The organism is Microtetraspora niveoalba (assembly GCF_001570405.1).
Taxonomy (GTDB): domain Bacteria; phylum Actinomycetota; class Actinomycetes; order Streptosporangiales; family Streptosporangiaceae; genus Microtetraspora; species Microtetraspora niveoalba.
This window is the reverse complement of sequence record NZ_BBYM01000009.1, coordinates 94,766-113,211: the sequence shown is the minus strand read 5'-3', so window position 1 is coordinate 113,211 and position 18,446 is coordinate 94,766. Positions and strand designations below refer to the sequence as shown.

Annotated in this window: 15 protein-coding genes; 4 read left to right on the top strand and 11 right to left on the bottom strand. The window is 72.5% G+C overall.

Annotation, left to right across the window (positions count from 1 at the left end; genetic code table 11):
* Positions 1-100 precede the first annotated feature (100 nt).
* Both AWQ70_RS09565 and AWQ70_RS09560 read left to right on the top strand, forming a co-directional pair.
* On the top strand, positions 101-1,117 hold the full coding sequence (locus AWQ70_RS09565) for a DUF2804 domain-containing protein (RefSeq protein ID WP_067173062.1): 1,017 nt from the start codon (positions 101-103) through the stop codon (positions 1,115-1,117).
* 109 nt (positions 1,118-1,226) lie between these two features.
* On the top strand, positions 1,227-2,996 hold the full coding sequence (locus AWQ70_RS09560; RefSeq protein WP_067173059.1) for a bifunctional metallophosphatase/5'-nucleotidase: 1,770 nt from the start codon (positions 1,227-1,229) through the stop codon (positions 2,994-2,996).
* A 12-nt stretch (positions 2,997-3,008) separates the two neighbouring features.
* Here AWQ70_RS09560 and AWQ70_RS09555 read toward each other — a convergent pair whose 3' ends face one another.
* Both AWQ70_RS09555 and AWQ70_RS09550 read right to left on the bottom strand, forming a co-directional pair.
* Positions 3,009-4,169 (bottom strand): UDP-N-acetylglucosamine--N-acetylmuramyl-(pentapeptide) pyrophosphoryl-undecaprenol N-acetylglucosamine transferase, encoded by a 1,161-nt coding sequence (locus AWQ70_RS09555; protein WP_067173056.1) that lies wholly within the window; start codon positions 4,167-4,169, stop codon positions 3,009-3,011.
* A 73-nt stretch (positions 4,170-4,242) separates the two neighbouring features.
* Positions 4,243-5,124, bottom strand: coding sequence for a helix-turn-helix transcriptional regulator (locus AWQ70_RS09550; RefSeq protein ID WP_084516726.1), 882 nt, complete (start codon positions 5,122-5,124; stop codon positions 4,243-4,245).
* A 91-nt stretch (positions 5,125-5,215) separates the two neighbouring features.
* Between AWQ70_RS09550 and AWQ70_RS09545 the strand changes: the two genes are divergently transcribed.
* Complete coding sequence (locus tag AWQ70_RS09545; RefSeq protein ID WP_067173050.1) at positions 5,216-6,961, top strand: glycoside hydrolase family 35 protein; 1,746 nt, start codon at positions 5,216-5,218, stop codon at positions 6,959-6,961.
* Positions 6,962-6,970: 9 nt separating this feature from the next.
* On the opposite strand, the gene AWQ70_RS09540 is transcribed toward AWQ70_RS09545, so the two are convergent.
* The 3 genes from AWQ70_RS09540 to AWQ70_RS09530 are packed head-to-tail and all read right to left on the bottom strand — an operon-like array spanning position 6,971 to position 10,090.
* On the bottom strand, positions 6,971-7,807 hold the full coding sequence (locus AWQ70_RS09540; RefSeq protein ID WP_084516721.1) for a carbohydrate ABC transporter permease: 837 nt from the start codon (positions 7,805-7,807) through the stop codon (positions 6,971-6,973).
* A 3-nt stretch (positions 7,808-7,810) separates the two neighbouring features.
* Positions 7,811-8,713, bottom strand: coding sequence for a carbohydrate ABC transporter permease (locus AWQ70_RS09535; protein ID WP_067173047.1), 903 nt, complete (start codon positions 8,711-8,713; stop codon positions 7,811-7,813).
* Positions 8,714-8,746: 33 nt separating this feature from the next.
* Positions 8,747-10,090, bottom strand: coding sequence for an ABC transporter substrate-binding protein (locus AWQ70_RS09530; RefSeq protein WP_067173044.1), 1,344 nt, complete (start codon positions 10,088-10,090; stop codon positions 8,747-8,749).
* Positions 10,091-10,329: 239 nt separating this feature from the next.
* Between AWQ70_RS09530 and AWQ70_RS09525 the strand changes: the two genes are divergently transcribed.
* Entirely contained in the window at positions 10,330-10,809 is a 480-nt protein-coding gene (locus AWQ70_RS09525) for a nucleoside deaminase (RefSeq protein ID WP_067173041.1), read from the top strand.
* A gap of 15 nt (positions 10,810-10,824) precedes the next feature.
* On the opposite strand, the gene AWQ70_RS09520 is transcribed toward AWQ70_RS09525, so the two are convergent.
* The 6 genes from AWQ70_RS09520 to AWQ70_RS09495 form a co-directional block, all read right to left on the bottom strand.
* On the bottom strand, positions 10,825-12,345 hold the full coding sequence (locus AWQ70_RS09520) for an FGGY-family carbohydrate kinase (RefSeq protein ID WP_067173038.1): 1,521 nt from the start codon (positions 12,343-12,345) through the stop codon (positions 10,825-10,827).
* On the bottom strand, positions 12,342-13,997 hold the full coding sequence (locus tag AWQ70_RS09515; RefSeq protein ID WP_067173035.1) for a glycerol-3-phosphate dehydrogenase/oxidase: 1,656 nt from the start codon (positions 13,995-13,997) through the stop codon (positions 12,342-12,344). Before AWQ70_RS09515 ends, AWQ70_RS09520 begins: the two co-directional genes overlap by 4 nt.
* 82 nt (positions 13,998-14,079) lie before the next feature.
* Positions 14,080-14,970 carry a 3-hydroxy-5-phosphonooxypentane-2,4-dione thiolase gene (gene lsrF, locus AWQ70_RS09510; protein ID WP_067173032.1) on the bottom strand — a complete coding sequence of 297 codons (891 nt, stop codon included), beginning with the start codon at positions 14,968-14,970 and terminating at the stop codon, positions 14,080-14,082.
* Entirely contained in the window at positions 14,963-15,976 is a 1,014-nt protein-coding gene (locus AWQ70_RS09505; RefSeq protein ID WP_067173030.1) for an ABC transporter permease, read from the bottom strand. Before AWQ70_RS09505 ends, lsrF begins: the two co-directional genes overlap by 8 nt.
* A complete protein-coding gene (locus AWQ70_RS09500) occupies positions 15,973-16,932 on the bottom strand; it encodes an ABC transporter permease (protein WP_067173027.1) in 960 nt (319 codons plus the stop codon). The genes AWQ70_RS09505 and AWQ70_RS09500 overlap by 4 nt, the downstream gene beginning before the upstream one ends.
* On the bottom strand, positions 16,929-18,443 hold the full coding sequence (locus AWQ70_RS09495) for a sugar ABC transporter ATP-binding protein (RefSeq protein ID WP_067173025.1): 1,515 nt from the start codon (positions 18,441-18,443) through the stop codon (positions 16,929-16,931). Before AWQ70_RS09495 ends, AWQ70_RS09500 begins: the two co-directional genes overlap by 4 nt.
* Positions 18,444-18,446: the final 3 nt, after the last annotated feature.

Below are 18,446 nucleotides of genomic sequence, written 5' to 3'. Positions count from 1 at the left end.
GGCTTCAACCGTACCAATCCGGACAGCCCTCTTCGGGTGGCGTGTCCGCCGGAAAACCGAACCTTCCTCGGGAAGGGCCGGTCTGGTTAGGCTGCGGCGCATGTCCCCTCACGAGACGACCACCCACGAGCCGGAGATCACCGCGCCGATCGATCTCTGCACCTCCGACGGGCGGCTGAACCCGGCCGCCGTCGGCTGGTCGCGCACGCCGCTGCACCGCTGCAACCTGCGGGGCTGGGGCCGCACCAAGCGGTGGGAGTACTGGTGCGTCACGACGCCGACGCACCTGATCGCCATCACCGTCAGCGACATCGACTACATGGCGCTGAACAGCGTCTACTTCCTGGAGTACGGCGGGCGCGAGCACGCCAAGACCAGCATCGTCCCGTTCGCCAAGGGGGTGCGGCTGCCGCGCAGCCTCCTCGACGGCGACGTGACGGTGTACGGCGCGGTCACGGCCGGGATCCGGCACGAGGAGGGCGGCACGCGGCTGCGGGCCCGCTGCGCGACGCCGGACGGACCGCTGGAGGCCGACCTGCTGGTCGCGCTGCCGCCGGGCCACGAGACGCTCAGCGTGGTGATCCCGTGGAGCGAGCGCCGCTTCCAGTACACGTCGAAGCACACGGCGCGCCGCGCCGAGGGGACGGTCAGAATCGGCTCGGAGACGATCGACTTCGCCGGCTGGGGCGTGCTCGACCACGGCCGGGGCCGCTGGCCGTACGACACGCTGTGGAACTGGGGCGCGGCCTCGGGGGAGACCGACGGCCACGTGGTGGGCCTGCAGTTCGGCGGCAAGTGGACGGCGGGCACCGGCATGACCGAGAACGCGCTGTGCGTGGACGGCCGGCTCACCAAGATCGGCGAGGAGCTGGAGTGGACGTACTCCACGGCCGACTACCTCGCGCCGTGGACGCTGCGGACGCCGGGCTCGGACCGGGTGGATCTGACGTTCACGCCGTTCCACGAGCGGGCCGACCGGACCAACGCGCTGGTGATCGCGACCGAGGGCCACCAGTGCTTCGGCCACTACAACGGGGTGATCCGGCCGGACGGCGGCGCGCCCGTCCGGGTGGACGGCCTGCTCGGCTGGGCCGAGCAGGTCCGCATGCGCTGGTAGGCGGCTCACATACGAGAGGCGCCGGGTCACCGCGCCGGTCACGAGGGGACTGTGTCGCCTTAAGGAAGCCGTGACCACGGATTAATCTCCCGTAACTACTCTCCCTCGCATGTCACCAAAAGTCCGGCGGGCGCTCATGACCGGCGCCACCGCCCTGGCGGTCCTCGGTCTCGCCACCCCCGCGGCCCTCGCCGCCGCTCCCGACCACTCGGTGAAGATCACCGTGATGGCCAGCTCCGACATCCACGGAAACGCCCTCAACTGGGACTACTTCAAGGACGCCGAGTACGACGACAGCGCGCACAACGACGTCGGCCTGGCGAAGATCTCCACGCTGGTCAAGCGGATCCGCGCCGAGCGGGGGGCGGACCACACGCTGCTCTTCGACTCGGGCGACACCATCCAGGGCACGCCCCTCGACTACTACTACGCCAAGGTCGAGCCGATCACCGGCTCCCGCGAGACCCACCCGATGGCCAAGGCCATGAACGCCATCGGGTACGACGCGGTGACGCTCGGCAACCACGAGTTCAACTACGGGCTGCCGCTGCTGGCCAGGTGGATCGAGCAGATGGACGCCCCCGTCCTGGGCGCGAACGCGGTGTCGGCCAGGACCGGCCTGCCCGCGTACGAGCCGTACGTCATCAAGACGATGAAGGTCAAGGGCGAGAAGCCGATCAAGGTGGGCGTGCTCGGGCTGACCAACCCGGGCGTCGCGATCTGGGACAAGGCGAACGTCGAGGGCGAGCTGAAGTTCCTCGACCTGGTCGCCACCGCGAAGAAGTGGGTGCCGGTCATGCGCGGCCTCGGCGCCGACGTGGTCCTCGTCACCGCGCACGCCGGCGACAGCGGCCTGTCCTCCTACGGCACCGACCTCCCGGTGGAGAACGCCGCGGCGATGGTCGCCGAGGAGGTGCCGGGCGTGGACGCCGTCCTGTTCGGCCACGCCCACAACGAGGTGCCGCAGCGGTTCGTGACCAACAAGGCCACCGGGCAGCAGGTGCTGCTGACCGAGCCGGCCAAGTGGGGCCAGCGGTTGTCCGTGGTCGACTTCACCCTGACCAAGCAGCGCGGCCGGTGGACGGTCACCGCGAAGTCGTCCACCACGCTCAACACGAACACGGTGGCCGAGGACCCGAAGATCGTCGCGCTGATGAAGTCCCAGCACGACAAGACCGTGGGCTACGTCAACCAGGTGATCGCCCAGTCGAAGGAGCAGCTCTCCGCCGCGGAGTCGCCGTACAAGGACACCGCGATCCTCGACTACATCCAGAAGGTGCAGACCGACCTGGTGAGCAGGGCGATCGCGGGCACCCCCGAGGCGTCGCTGCCGGTGATCTCGATCGCCGCGCCGTTCAGCCGCACGGCCGTCTTCCCCGCCGGCCCGGTGAGCGTGCGCGACATGGCCGGCCTGTACGTCTACGACAACACGCTGCTCGCCGTCACGCTGACCGGCGCCCAGCTCAAGGACTACCTGGAGTACTCCGCCAAGTACTTCGCCCAGGTGGCCCCCGGCGCGCCGGTGGACGTCGCCGCGCTCACCAACGCGTCCGGCACGCCCGACTACAACTACGACCAGCTCTCGGGCGTCGTGTACGACATCGACATCTCCAAGCCGGTCGGGCAGCGGATCGCCGGGCTCTCCTACCAGGGGCAGCCGGTGGCCGCCGACCAGCGGTTCGTGGTCGCGATCAACAACTACCGCCAGTCCGGCGGCGGCGGCTTCCCGCACGTGACGACCGCCCCGGTGCTCTACAACGCGCAGGTCGAGATCCGGCAGGCGCTGATCGAGTACGCCACCGCCTCCGGCACGATCGACCCGGCGACCTTCGCCGAGCCGAACTGGAAGCTGGTCCGCGAGGGCGTTCCGGTCTTCTGACCGGGAACGGGACTACGGCAGGACGCCGGCCTCGTCGAGGATGACCTGGGCGAGCGCGTCGGCGGCGTCGAGGCGGCCGAGGGACTTGGCCGCCCACGCCATCGCGGCGCGGTCGCCCGGGTTGCCCAGCAGGGCGTTCAGCTCGGCGAGGAGCCGGTCGGCCCCGGGCCGGTCCTCCAGGATGGCCCGCGCGGCGCCCGAGTCGGCCAGGTAGCGCGCGTTCTGCCGCTGCTCGTCCCCGGCGGACGGCACCAGCGGGATGAGGACGGACGGCTTGCCCACCGCGGTCAGCTCGGCGATCGTGCCCGCGCCGCTGCGCGAGACCACGATGTCGGCCGCGGCGAAAACGTCCGCCAGCTCGCCCCCGATGTACGGCACCGGGTGGTAGCGCCGCCGCAGCTCGGCGGGAAGGCGCTGGGCGGCCTGCGAGAGCTGGTCGATCCAGCCGGCGCCGCACTGGTGCAGCACCTGCGACCGGGTGAGCAGCGAGGGCAGGATCTCCTCGATCATCGTGTTGATCTGGCGGCTGCCCTGCGCGCCCCCGGTGACGTAGATGAGCGGCAGGCCCGGCGTGAGGCCGAAGCGCTCCCAGACGGAGGCGGCGTCGCCGTGCACGAGGTGCGGCCGGATCGGGTTGCCGGTGACGACGGCCCGCTCCCGGGCCCCGCGCGGCAGGTGGTCGATCGACGACGGGTGGGTGAGCGCGATCCGCGAGGCGAACCTCGCCAGGATGCGGTTGGCCAGGCCGAGCGCGGTGATCTGCTCGTGCATCACCAGCGGCCGGCCGAGCACCCGGGACGCCAGGCCGATCGGCACGCACACGTAGCCGCCGGTGGACAACACGACGTCGGGCCGGTAGCGGGCCGCGATGACGGCGGCCTGCGTGAGGCCCACCGGGATCCGGAACATGTCGGCGACGTTCGAGGCCAGCTCGCGCAGGTTGGGCCTGCGGCGCAGCTTGCCCGCCTTGATCGCCCGGAACGGGATGCCGTTCTCGGCGCTGACCCGCGCCTCCAGGCCGTCGGCCGTGCCCACCCACAGCACGTCGAGGTCGTAACCCGCGGCTGCGGCGCGCTCGCGGACGGCCCCGATCGTGGTCAGCGCCGGATAGGTGTGCCCGCCGGTCCCACCCCCGGTCACGAGCAGCCGCAGGCTTCGGCGGTCTCCGGCCATTGCCGTTCGTCCTCTCAACGGTGTCCACACTTGCGGAGCACTACTTTTCCACGAAAACGGCCATGTCCCGACATCAGGAACCGGACGGCCCCCGAGACTGCTGCTCCCTGAACACGCTCGGGGCGACCCCGACACGCCGGGTGAACAGCCGGGTGAAATATCCGGGATCGTGGTACCCCACCCGGCGGGCGATCGCGGCCACCCCGAGGTCGGTGCCGGCCAGCAGCTCCTTGGCCTGGTTGAGCCGGATCCGCAGCACGTAGTCCTTGGGGCTGCACCCGGCGCTGCGCCGTACGGCGTCGCGCAGTTCGGCGACCCGCATGGACAGCCGGCGGGCGTGCTCGGGCACCGACAGCGGCAGGCAGGCGTCCCTGGCCAGGCTCTCCAGCACCGGGTTGCCGTTGGGGTCGTGGTCGGCGCGGCTGCGCCGCAGGACGACCAGCAGCTCGTGCACGGCCGCGGAGGTCTCCACCTCCATGTGGGGGCCGCCCCTGCGGCAGGCCGCGGCCATCTTCTTGACGACCAGGTGGGCCGGCTCCGCCGACGTCAGCGGGACGACCGCCTCCTCGGGGTCGAGGAACCCCAGCTCGGCGTACGCGGCGACGGCCGGGCCGGTGAAGTCGGCGAAGCACTCCGACCAGCCCGGCTCGTACGGGCCGTAGTGGTGGACGACGCCGGGGAACAACCACAGCAGCACGGGCGCGGCGACCTCGACCGGGGGCCGCCCGCCCCACGAGAACCAGCCCTCGCCGGACAGGACGACCACCGCGACGTGGTGGTCGAGGACGCGCGGCCCGACGGGTGGCAGCCGCCCGTGCTGGGTGCCGACGGCGAGACAGGCGAGCCCCATCCGCCGGTGGACCGGGCTCGGGGTGAGGTAGTGCCACCAGTGGTCCCAGGGCTCCTGCCCCTCGACCCAGTCGATGGGTCCAACAGGACGCCGCGAATTGTCCATGGTCGTCCCACCCCGTCCTCGGCAAGCTCGTGCGCCGGGGATCGTAACGAGGACGGATGACGATCCCGTCACGAACCGAGGGGGATCGTCCGTGGGACGTTTCACGATCGAGGGCGGCGGGTTCCGCCTGGACGGCGCGGAGTTCCGCCTGCTCTCCGGCGCGATGCACTACTTCCGGGTGCATCCCGACCAGTGGCCGCACCGGCTGGCGATGATGCGGGCCATGGGCCTCAACACGGTGGAGACCTACGTGCCGTGGAACCTGCACGAGCCGCGCCCCGGCGCGTACCGGCGCCTGGACGACCTGGACCGCTTCCTGGACGCGGCGGCGGCCGCGGACCTGCACGCGATCGTGCGGCCCGGGCCGTACATCTGCGCGGAGTGGGAGAACGGCGGCCTGCCGTCGTGGGTGACCGGCCGCCTGCGGACGAGCGACCCGGAGTTCCTCGCGCACGTGGACCGGTGGTTCGACCGGCTCCTGCCGCGCGTCGCGGCGCGGCAGGTCACCCGGGGCGGCAACGTGCTCATGGTGCAGGTCGAGAACGAGTACGGCTCGTACGGCACGGACGCCGCCTACCTGCGCCACCTCGCGGACGCCATGCGCGCGGCGGGCATCGACGTCCCGCTGTTCACCGCGGACGGGCCGGAGGACCACATGCTGACCGGCGGCTCGCTCCCCGGTGTGCTCGCCACCGCGACGTTCGGCTCCGACCCCGCCGGCGCGCTCGGCACGCTGCGGCGGCACCGGCCGGACGACCCGATGGTGTGCATGGAGCTGTGGATCGGCTGGTTCGACCACTGGGGTCGCCCGCGCGTCACCCGGGACCCGGCCGAGTCCGCCGCCGTCCTCGCCGAACTGCTGGAGGCGGGCGCGTCCGTCAACATCTACATGGCGCACGGCGGGACGAACTTCGGCACCTGGGCGGGGGCCAACCGCGACCTCGTGACCGGCGCGTACCTGCCCACGGTCACCTCCTACGACTACGACGCGCCGATCAGCGAGAGCGGCGCGGCGACGGAGAAGTTCCGGCTCTTCCGCGAGGTGCTGACGCGCTACAACCCGGCGCCCGAGCCCCCTCCCGCGCCGCCGGTGCTGCCCCCGGCCGCCGTACCGCTGACGGAGTCGGCCGCGCTGCTGCCGCTGCTGCCCGCCCTGGCGGGCCCGCCGGTCGCCCGGCCGACTCCCCCGGCGTTCGAGGATCTCGGGCTCGACCACGGGCTGGTCCGCTACCGGGTGGAGGTGCCCGGCCCGCGCGGGCCGTACCCGCTGGCGGTGGACGGCCTGCGCGACCGGGCGCACGTCTACGTGGACGGCGTCCGCGTCGCCGTGCTCGACCCCGCGGCCGGCGGGACGGAGCACACGGAGGTGGAGGTGTCCGGCCCGGCCACGGTGGAGCTGCTGGTCGAGTCGTTCGGGCGGGTCAACTACGGCCCCCGGATGGGCGAGCGCAAGGGCGTCACCGGCGGGATCCGGCACGAGCGGCAGTACCTGCACGGCGTGACGGCGGAGCCGCTGCGGCTCGGCGACCTGCGGTTCGGCGAGGGGGGCGACGTCCCGTTCCGTCCCGGGGCGGCCGCGGCCGTGCCGGCCTTCTTCCGGGGGACCGCGACCGTGGAGGAGCCGGCCGACACGTTCCTCGCGCTGCCCGGCTGGGGCCACGGCTACGTGTGGGTGAACGGCTTCTGCCTGGGCCGCTACTGGTCGATCGGGCCGCAGCGGACGCTCTACGTCCCCGGACCGCTGCTGCGGTCCGGGGACAACGAGATCGTCGTCCTGGAGCTGGACGCGGCCGGCGAGCCGGTCGTGGAGCTGCGGCCGGAGCCCGACCTCGGGTGAGTCAGCGCGTCACAGCTTGACGCTTCCCGCCGCCAGATCGGCCTTCCAGAAACGCTGCAACGACACGAAGGCCAGGATGACGGGGACGATCGAGATGAGCGCGCCGGTGACCACGGCGTCCCGCAGGAAGCCGGTGCGGATCCCGTGCCATTTGACCAGGCCCAGGGTGACGGGCCACAGGGCCTGGTCGTTGAGCACCATCATCGGCAGGAAGAAGTTGTTCCAGATCGCCACGAACTGGAACAGGAACAGCGTCACCAGCGCGGGCGCCATCAGCCGGATCCCGACGGTGAAGAAGATCCGCAGCTCGCCCGCCCCGTCGATGCGGCCCGCCTCCAGGAGCGTGTCGGGCACCGCCGCCTCCGCGTACGCGCGGGCGAGGTACACGCCGAACGGGCTGACCATGCACGGCAGCAGCACGCCCCACACGGTGTTCAGCAGGCCGAGCCGGCTCTCCAGGAGGTACAGCGGGAGCGTGATCAGCGGGGCGGGGATGAGGACGGCGCCCATGATGACCGCGAAGACGGCCCCGCGCCCCCGGAAGGGGTACTTCGCCAGCGCGTACCCGGCCATGGCGGCGAGCAGCGTGGCGCCGAGCGCACCTCCCCCGGAGTAGATCAGCGTGTTCAGCAGCCAGCGGGGGTAGAGGCCGCCGTCCTGCGACATCACCCGCTCGACGTTGCCCGCGAAGTGGAGCTCGCCGAACCACAGGCCGGGCGTGTCGAACAGGTCGCCGCCCGACTTGGTCGCGGACACGACCAGCCACCACAGCGGCAGCAGGATGTAGACCGCGACGACGAACAGGAACGCGGTGGTGAGCACCTGGGCCCGCATCGATGCCCGCATCGGTCACATCACTCCCCTTCGGGTGAGCCAGGCGGAAAGCCGCAGGAAGAGGAACGACAGCGCGCCCGCGAGGACGGCGAGCACGATGGCGATCGCCGACCCCAGCGAGTAGTCGTTGTTGTCGAGCGCGACCTGGAGTGACCACATCAGCGGCGTGTAGCTCTTGGAGACCGCCGTGGTGACGCCGGTCAGCACGGTCGGCTCGTTGAAGAGCTGCAGCGTCCCGATGATCGAGAAGACGCCGGTCAGGATGAGCGACGGGCGCACCATCGGCACCTTGATCGACCAGGCGACGCGCCACGGGCTCGCCCCGTCCATCGCCGCGGCCTCGCACAGCTCCCTCGGGATCGCCTTCAGCGCCGCGTAGATGACCAGCATGTTGAAGCCGGTCCACGTCCAGGTGACGATGTTGCCGATCGACCACAGCACCACGCCGTCGCCGAGCAGGTCGAGCCCGAACGGCGAGATCTCCGGCGTGTAGAGGAACGACCACACGATCGCCGCGATCACGCCCGGCACCGCGTACGGCAGGAAGTAGACGAGCCGGAAGAACCGGGTGAACCGGGCCGCGTACCCGTCCAGGATCAGGGCCAGCACCAGCGCCAGGCCGAGCATGATCGGGACCTGCACGATCCCGAACAGCAGCAGCCGCCGCACCCCGGACAGGAAGGTGCCGTCGCGGAAGACGGCCGCGTAGTTGGCCAGGCCGGAGAAGACCCGCTCCGGCGTCCCGAACCCGAGCCCGGACCGCTTCAGCTTGTACAGGCTCTCGTTGACCGCGTACCCGATGGGGAGCACGAAGAAGAGGACGAACAGCGTGCCGAACGGCAGGAGGAAGACCAACGCCGCCCGGTTGGTCTTCCCGCCGCCCCGCACCCGGCCCGTCCGCTGTCGCTGGACTGCCATTTTCTCGCTTTCTCGGGGGATGAGTGGCCGGGCTCAGCCCTCGGCCACGCTCAGGCCCTTGTCCTTGATGGAGGCCACGGCCTTCTCCTGGACGGTCTTCAGCGCGTCGGCCAGGCTGCCCCCCTTGGTCACCACCTCACCCACCGCCGAGTTGAACGCGTCGTTCACGACCGGGGTCGTCGGGCCCCAGCCGAAGGACGGCGCCACCGTCCTCGCGGCCTCGGAGAACACCTCGAAGACCGGCTGGTCACCGTAGAAGGGGCGCGGCGCCTTCATCGCGGGCAGCGAGGTGCCGTCGGCGGAGGTCGGGAACAGGCCGCCGTTGACCACCAGGTCGTCGAACGCGCCCGGGTCGGTGGCCAGCCAGGTGGCGAACTCCACGGCCTCCTTCGGGTGCGCGCAGCCCTTCAGCACGGCGTTGGGCGAGCCGCCGACGTTGCCGGTGACGGTCGTGCCCGCCTCCCAGGACGGCATCGGGGCGACCGCCCACTTGCCAGAGGTCTTCGGGATCGAGTCCTCCAGCACCTTGGTCATCCACACCGCGCCGACCAGCGAGGCGATCTTCCCGTCGGTGAAGTCCTTGAACCAGGCGTCCGACCAGGCGGGCTTGACGTCGACGAGCTTCTTGTCGAGCAGGCCCTGCCAGTAGTTCGCCACCTTGAGCGTGGGCTCGTCGGTGATGCTCACCTTCCACGCGTCGCCGGAGGTGGAGAACCAGTTCGCGCCCGCCTGCCAGGCGTAGCCGCTGAAGCCGTACATGTCGTCGGGGTTGAACGAGGTGAGGAAGACCTTCGGGTCGGCGGCGTGCAGCTTCCCGGCCGCCGCGGCGAACTCGTCCCAGGTCTTCGGCACCTCGATCTTGTGCTTGTCGAAGATGTCCTTGCGGTAGTACAGGCCCATCGGCCCGGAGTCCACCGGCACGGCGACCTGCCGCCCGCCGAACGTGACCGAGTTGACCGCCCACTGCTGGAACTTGGCGTTCGAGTCCTTGGCGTACCCGGTGATGTCCTCCAGCGCCCCCTCGACGAGGAAGCTGGCCAGTGTCTCGCCGCCCACCTGCCCGAGGCACGGGGCGTTGCCCGCCTTCACCGCGGCGAGCATCTTCTGGTAGCCGCCCTTGGCGCCGGACTCGATCTGGGTGTACTTCACCTGGATGTCCGGGTGGGAGGCGTTCCACGCCTCGGCGGCCTTGTCGTAGCCCGGCGCCCAGCCCCACCACTCGACGGTCACCGGCCCGCCGGCGGCGGCCGACGCCGCGGACGCGGCCGGGGCCCCGGGTTCGCCCGCCCCGCCGCTCCCGCACGCGGCGGCCATGAGGATCGCGGTCATCCCACCGGCCAGCCCTACGGCCCGCCTCGCCTGCTGTGTGACGCCCATGACGCCTTCGTCCTCCCTAGCCCAAGGTGATCCGGTCCGCCGCAACCTTCACCTTCGGGGCAGGGTGCGCTCCATGGACAAACAGCGGCCGATCCTTGCACTTTGCGCACGAGGACCTCGTGGTTCACGAAGACGCGTGCGCGGGCGTGCGGCCAAAGTGCCCGGAAAGAGCATCTTCACGCACGTAACAGGACATGATCTAGCATTGCCGGAGATATCGCACTACGGGGGAGGCATCCATGGTGACCGAAACGGATCTGCGGCATCTTGAGCGCTGCGTGGAGCTGGCCGTCGAGGCGCTGGAGGACGGCGACGAGCCGTTCGGCTCCGTGCTCGTCTCCGGGGACGGCGCCGTCCTCGCCGAGGACCGCAACCGGATCGCCGGCGGCGACCGGACCCGCCACCCGGAGTTCGAGCTGGCGCGCTGGGCCGCGGCGAACATGACGCCGGAGGCGCGGGCGGCCGCGACCGTCTACACCTCCGGCGAGCACTGCCCGATGTGCGCGGCGGCGCACGCGTGGGTCGGCCTGGGCCGCATCGTGTACGCGACCTCGACCGCGCAGCTCACCTCGTGGCTGGACGAGCTGGGGGTCCCGGCCGCCCCGGTGCGCGCCCTCCCCGTGCGGGAGGTCGCGCCGGGCGTCGCCGTGGAGGGGCCGGCCCCCGAGCTGGCCGAGCGGGTGCGCGACCTGCACCGCCGCTACCACTCGGCCCGCTGAGAAGGAGATCCCCGGTCAGGAGGAGGTGCGGTACCGCTCGACCTCCGACCAGGCGGCCCACATGCCGGCCAGGCACCGGTCGAACACCTCGGCGTGCCGCACGTACGCCTCGCGGGCGGGACCGGGGCGCACGCACAGATCGTCCTCGTCACTGACCGACCACGGCGCGACGTCGTGGCCGAGCGCCGCGGGCAGCAGAGACGCGACGCCGCGGGCGCCCAGCTCGCTGGTGAGCTGGCGGCGGACCGGCCGCCCGAGCACGTCGGCGAAGATCTGCGCCCACACCTCGGACCTGGCGCCGCCGCCGGCCAGCCGCCACGGGCGGTCGCCGACGTCGGCGCCGCTGGCGAGGACACGGTCGAGCTGCACCCGGTGATACTGCGCGACACCCTCGATCACCGCGCGGGTGAGGTGACCGCGCCGGTGGACGCCCGAGATGCCGAGGAACGTCCCGGACGCGGCCGGGTGCTCGGGGGCGCCGTTCACGAAGGGCAGGAACAGCAGGCTCTCCGCGCCCGGCGGCACCGTGGCCGCCTCGTCCAGCAGCTCGGCCGCGGGGACGCCGCCGACCCGGCCGTGCGGCACCGACGCGGACGCCAGCCACTCCAGGTTGGCGGCCGAGGTCGGCGCGACCTCCATCGCGAGCATCGTGCCGCTGTCCGGCATCAGCGCGCTGAGCGTGACCTCGGGCGCCGGGGTGCCGGCGGGCACGACCACGCCGTTGATGGCCCACGTGCCGACGATGATGGTGACGTCGCCGAGCGCGCGGCCTCCGGCGCCCAGCGTGGCGGCCACGCAGTCCATGCAGCCCGCGATGACCGGCAGCCCCTCCGGCAGGCCGGTCAGCTCGGCCGCCCGCGCGCTCAGCCCGGCGACGATCTCGCCCGACTCGCGCAGCGGCGGGAACCGGTCCAGGTCGCTCGCGGGCAGCCCGACCAGTTCGAGCGCGGTCGCGCTGTACTCGCGGGTGTCGAGCGCCACCATGCCGAACGCGCTCGCGTCGCTGTAGTCCGCGCTCGGCACCCCGGTGAGCTGCGACGTCACCCAGTCCTTGCAGGACAGCGCCCACCGGGTGGCGGCGTACGCCTCCGGCTCGGCCTCGCGCAGCCAGCGCAGCAGCACGCTGGGCTGGGCCGCCCACGGGATGGAGCCGGTCTCCCGCGCCAGCCGGAGGGCGTCCTCCTCCGCGATCTCGTCCACGATGTGCTGGGCCCGGCTGTCCGACGACGCGATGGCCGGGCCGACCGGCCGCAGGGACGCGTCGACCGGGTAGAGGCCGTTGCCGTGCGCCGCCACGCCGATGCCGGCCGGGACGTACCCGTCGGCGGCCAGCTTGCCCGCCAGCTCGGCGAGCAGCGACATCACGGTGTCGGCGAGCACGGTCATGTCCACGTCGTGCCGGTGCGCGGTCACCGCGGTGCGCGGCGTGCGGGCGTGGACCACGCCGATCTCGTTGCCGTCGGTGTCGAAGGCCGCGGCCTTCGACGCGGTCAGCCCGACGTCGACGCCGATGTAGCAGGTGGTCGGGGCGGTCACGAGCTCCTCCTGTCGCTGCCGCTTGTTGTCGAGGTGGCCAGGGCCCGGGGGCGGAAGCGGCGCAGCTCCGCTTCGTAGTCGGCGACCTCGGCGCGCGCCCGCGCCTCGTCCCATCCGAGATGCCGTACGGCGACGTCGGCGCAGGCGGCGGCGGCCGAAAGGCCCATGTCCGCGCCGAGCCCGACAAGGATACGCCGCAGCAGGATGTCACCGAGCGTCACGGCCCCCTCCTCGCGGACGGCCATCACGACCTCGGCGGCCAGGGCGCCGGACTCCCGGTCCACGACCTCCGCCAGCGAGGGGTCCTCGGCGGCGAGTTCGAGCACCCGCCGGGCGCGTACGCCGTAGAGGGTGAGCAGGCGGCGCGAGTGCCGGGCGGACAGCGGCGAGAAGCGGATGAAGTCCTGGGCGAACGCCTTCCAGTCGGCGGTGTCCGCGCCGGGGAACGGCCGCTCCCGGGTGACGCACCGCCGGGGGCGGCGGCCGAGCACGCGCAGCACCTCGTCGGTGACGTCCTCGGCGAGCGCGCGGTGGGTGGTCAGCTTGCCGCCGATGACCGTGAGCAGCCCCGAGTACGCGGGCTCGTGGTTGAGCACCGTGTGCCCGCGGCTGATCTTCGCGTTGTCCGACACCCCCTCCGTGTACGGCAGGGGCCGCACCCCGGCGATGCTGTACAGCACGTCGTCGGGGGTGAGCCCGGCGTCCGGGAAGATCCGGTTGGTCTCGGCGAGCAGGTAGTCGATCTCGGCGTCGCTGGCGACGACCTCGTCCAGGTCGCCCTCGAACGTGAGGTCGGTGCTGCCCAGGACGTACCGGCCCTGCCAGGGGAAGACGAAGATCGGCCGCTGGTCGGAGGCGGCCTCGAAGAAGATGCAGGTGTCGGGCGCCCCGGGGAACGGGTCCACGATCACGTGGCTGCCCTTCGTGCCTCCGTTGAGGCGGCGGCTCTCCACCTGGCCGTCGAGGATCCGGTCGATCCACGGCCCGGCCGCGTTGACGGTGACGGCCGCCCGGATCTCGCTCCGCTCGCCGGTGGCGTTGTCCTGGATCCGCAGGCCGCGAACCTGGGAGCCTTCGACGACCAGCCCGGTGACCGTGGTGTAGGTGAGCACGCGCGCCCCGAGACGCTGGGCGTCGAGCAGCAGTTCCACGCAGAGCCGCTCGGCCCACGGCACCTGCGCGTCGTGGAACAGCGCGGCGCCGCGCAACCCCTCGCGCGACAGCGTGGGCCAGCGGCGGGCCACCTTGCGCACGGAGACGCCGCGGCTGACACCCCGCCCGCGGTTCATCGCCATGGCGTCGAACGCCGCGAGGCCGAGCCGGATCAGGGGGCCGGGCCTGCTGTTCCCCTCGTAGAAGGGGATGAGCATCGGATAGTCGCGCACGAGGTGCGGCGCGGTGCGGAACAGCAGGTGCCGCTCGCGGATGGACTCGTGCACGAGGGTGAAGTCGTACCGTTCGAGGTACTTCAGACCGCCGTGGATGAGACGGCTCGACGTGCTCGACGTGCCCGCGCCCACGTCGGCGCGGTCGACGACGACGACGCGCAGGCCGCGGGCGGCGGCGTCTCGGGCTACGGCGAGCCCGTTGATACCGGCTCCGATGACGGCGAGGTCGACGACGTCGTCACGTCCGGCGGGGTGGTGCGGCATGGGGTTGGCTCCCGGGGGTGGCGGGCGCGGGTCCCCGCCGGCGGCACCGCCGGTGCCGCCCGGGACCCGCGCCCTCGAAGGGTCAGGACGCTGCGGTGCCGGCGGCCGAGCGCTCCTTGAAGAGCTCGTGGGCCTCCTCCGGCTTCAGCCCGTCGTGGACGACCGCGCGCACGGCCGCGAGCATGGCCGCGGGGTGCTCGCTCTGGAAGATGTTGCGGCCCATGTCGACGCCGGCGGCACCCTCCTGGATGGAGCGGTAGGCCATGGTCAGCGCGTCCAGCTCGGGCAGCTTCTTGCCGCCGGCGACGATGATCGGCACCGGGCAGCTCGCGGTGACGGTCTCGAAGCCCTCGTCGACGTAGTACGTCTTGACGATGTGCGCGCCCATCTCGGCGCTGATCCGGGTGGCGAGCCGGAAGTAGCGGGCGTCGCGGACCATGTCCTTGCCGACCGCGGTGACGCCGAGCACGGCGACGCCGTGCCGCTGGCCGGCGTCCACCAGCTTGGCGAGGTTGGCGACCGAGCGGGACTCGTGCTCGCCGCCGACGAACACCTGGATGGCCAGGGCGTCCGCGTTCAGGCGGACCGCGTCCTCGATGTCGAGGGCGATGTGCTCGTCGGACAGCTCGCGCAGGATGCTCGGGCCGCCGCTGGCGCGCAGCACGATGCCGGCGCCGGTGGTCGAGGGGATGCTGGTGCGCAGCGCGCCCCGCGTCATCATGATCGCGTCGGCGTCGGGGACGAGCGGCGCGATGTTGGTGTCGAGACGCTCCAGCCCGGCCATCGGCCCGACGAAGTAGCCGTGGTCGAACGCCAGCATGACCGTCCGTCCGGTGTCCGGCCGGAAGATGCGGGACAGCCGGTTCTGCAGCCCCCAGTCCTGCGCGTGCGCGCCCTTCACGTGGAAGCCGCCCGCCGGGGCCGCGGACGTCCCGAAGTCGCGGGCGTCGATCAGGCCGTCGGTGTCAGCCATGAATGTTGTCTCCTGTTGTTGTGGTGGTCGCGGCCGCGGGTCGCGGCCGTCTTCTGAATCGGGAGGCCGTGCCCCCGGCACGGTCACCCCCGCCGGCGAGGAAGAGGACGAAGAGCACCAGGCCGCCCTTGAGCAGGTTCTGCGCGGCCGTGCTCCAGCCCACGAGGTTGACCAGGCCGTCGAGCAGGATGAAGAAGAGGCCCGCGCCCCACACGCCCACCGGCACGGCCCGGCCGCCGGAGATGAGCGTGCCGCCGATGACGACGACGGCGACGGAGTCGAGCAGGTAGCGCGTGCCGAGGTCGGCGGAGGGCGCGATGTAGGCCGCGAGCAGCGCACCGGTGAGCCCGGCGAGCGCGCCGCTCACCAGGTACGTCGTGGCGATGACCCGGGCGACCGGGATGCCGGCCCGCTCGGCCGCCCTGCGGTTCTGCCCGACCGCGATCAGGGACCGTCCGTAGACCGTACGGCGCAGCAGCACGATGACCAGCGCGGTCAGTGCGGCGACGGCCACGGCCAGTACGGGGATGCCGGCGGGGCGCACGTTGAGGAGCTCGCGCAGGCCGGGGTCGGGCACGGCGGTGAAGCCGTTCGCCAGGGTCAGCGTGACCGACGAGGCGACGAGCCCGGCGGCCAGCGTCGCGATGATCGGCGGCACGGACAGTCCGAGGATGGCCACGGTGCTGATGACCGCGACGAGGACGCCGACGCCGACGCCCGCGAGGACGCCGACGGTCGCCGAGCCGGTCGAGGCGGCCACCCCGACCGAGGCGAACCCGGCCAGCGAGATGATCGGCGCCACCGACACGTCGATGTTGCCGGGGCCGGCCGTGATGACGAGCATCTGGCCGAGCCCCACGATGACGAGGTAGGGCGCCAGGGACAACGCGAGCGACACCGTCTGGCCGCCGCCCTGGCCCGAGATGGCCATGATGATCGCCCAGACGAGCACCGCCGCGGCGAAGCCCCAGATCCACGGGCGCGAGACGATCGCGCGGATGTTCATCGCAGCACCTTCCCGACCACGACGCGGCCGGCGAGCACGGCCAGGACGATCACGCCTTGCACGGCGGACTGCATGTTCGACTGGACGTCGAGGAGGCTCAGGACGACGCTGACCAGCCCGAGCGTCACGCCGCCGATGGCCACGCCCCAGGGGACGGCGCTCCCGCCGAAGAAGGAGCCGCCGCCGAGGATCACCGCGGCCACGGTCATGAGCGTGTAGCTGGACGCCGACGACACGTCGCCGCCGCCCGTCTGCGAGGCCAGCACGAGGCCGGAGACCACGCCGAGCGCGCCCGCCACCGTGTATGCGATGACGCGGGCGGCCAGCGGGCGCAGCCCGGCCCGCTGCAACGCCACCGGGTTGCTGCCGAGGCCGCGCATCCGCACGCCGAGCGCGCTGCGCGCGGTGAGCAGGTAGACCACCAGGGCGACGACCAGGATCGGCAGCAGCGGCGCGGGGAACCCGGCGGGCTGCCACGAGCCGAACGTCGCCAGCCACTCGGGGGTCGAACCGCCGGGCGTCGGCAGGATGAACAGGCCGAGTCCCAGCCAGACGAACGACGCGCCCAGGGTCGCGATCAGCGACGGCACCCGACGCAGGTGGATGAGCGCGCCCAGCAGCGCGTACGCGGCGACGAGCCCGAGCAGCGTCAGGGCGCCGACCAGCGGCGACGACACGAGCGTGGTCGCCGAGACCACGGTCACCAGGCCGACGAAGTTGCCGATCCCGAGGTCGATGTCGCCGACCGACATCAGCGCCATCTGGGCCTGGGCCGCGATGACGAGGGGCACGGTCGCGGACAGGACCAGGGTGAGGCCGCCGACGCTCAGCACGTCCGACTGCAGCGACGCGCAGACCGCGAGCATCGCGGCGAGGGCGACGGCGCTGACCACGGCGGGCGCCGTGCGGCGCATCCTGGCCCGGGACGGCAGGGCCGACGCGAGGAGATCACTCATTTGCTCTGCTCTCCATCCGTCTCATCCGACTCGTCGAAGGAGACGGCGATGATGCGTTCCTCGGAGATCTCGTCGCCGACGAGCTCGGCGACCACCCGGCCGGCGCGGAAGACGTACACCCGGTCGCAGTGGGCCATCTCGGCGTTCTCGCTCGAGTACCAGACGACGCTGCGGCCCTGGGCCGCCTCCTGCCGGATCAGGGCGTACAGGTCGGTCTTGGTGTGCACGTCCACGCCGCGGAAGGGGTCGTCGAGCAGCACCAGCCCGGCCGTCGAGGCGAACGCGCGGGCGACGATGACCTTCTGCTGGTTGCCGCCGCTCAGCTCGGTGATGCCGGCGTCCGCGCCGCCGCGGATCGAGAGCCGCTCGACCCAGTCGCCGACCGCCGCGCGCTCCTCGGCCGGGCGGCGCAGGCCCTGGCGTGCGAGGCCGCGCATGGCGGTGACGATGAGGTTCTCGGCGACGCTCCACAGGGGCAGCACGCCGGAGCGCTGCCGGTCGCCGGGCACGTACGCGCGGGTGCCGGCCACCGTGGTGTCGCGGCGGACCGGGCGCCACAGGCGTTCGAGCACCTCCTGCTGGCCCTGTCCGGCCAGCCCGGCCAGGCCCACGACCTCGCCCGCGCCGACCCGCAGCGACACGCCGCGCAGGCCCGGGGCGGTGGCGCCGCGCAGCTCGGCCACGGCCGGCCGGTCGGCGACGTCCGTGGCCGCGCGGGCGGCGGACCGCTCCTTCTCCGACGGGACCGCGACGTGCGCCCCCATCAGTTCGAGCACGTCCTGCTCGCCCAGCCCCTCGGCGAACCGCTCGGCGGTGACCGCGCCGTCGCGCAGCACGGCGACGCGGTCGGCCACCGAGAGGACCTCCCGGATGCGGTGCGAGATCAGCAGTACGGCGGTGCCGGCGGCGGTGAGCGTGCGCACGTAGTCGTACAGGGAGCGCGCCGCGTCGGGGCCGAGCGACTCGGTCGGCTCGTCGAGGATGAGCAGGTCGAGCCGGTCGACCAGGCTGGCCCTGGTGATCTCGACCATCTGGCGCTGGGCCAGCGACAGGTCCTCGACCCGGTCGCGCGGCGACACTCCGTGGCCGGGGAACATCTCGTCGAGGCGGCGGCGCACGGCGTCGCTCGCGGCCCGCCGCCAGCGCAGGCGCGGGAGGCAGTGCCGCGAGGACACCCAGATGTTCTCCGCCACCGTGAGGTCGGGGCAGAGGGAGGTCTCCTGGTAGGCCATCCGCACCGCGCGGAAGTCCGCGGCGCGCGGCCCGGCCTCGCCGGAGACCTCCTTCCCGTGCACCAGGACCGCGCCCTCGTCGCAGGCCTCCAGCCCGGCGAGCACCCGCATGAGGGTGCTCTTGCCGGCTCCGTTGTGGCCGACGAGCCCGAGCACCTCGCCCGCGCGGACCTCCAGGTCCACTCCGGCGAGCGCCCGGGTGCGCCCGTACGTCTTGGTCACGCCCTTGGCGACGACGACGGGCTCGCCGGCCCGCGGTCCCCGGTTGTCCACGTGCATGCC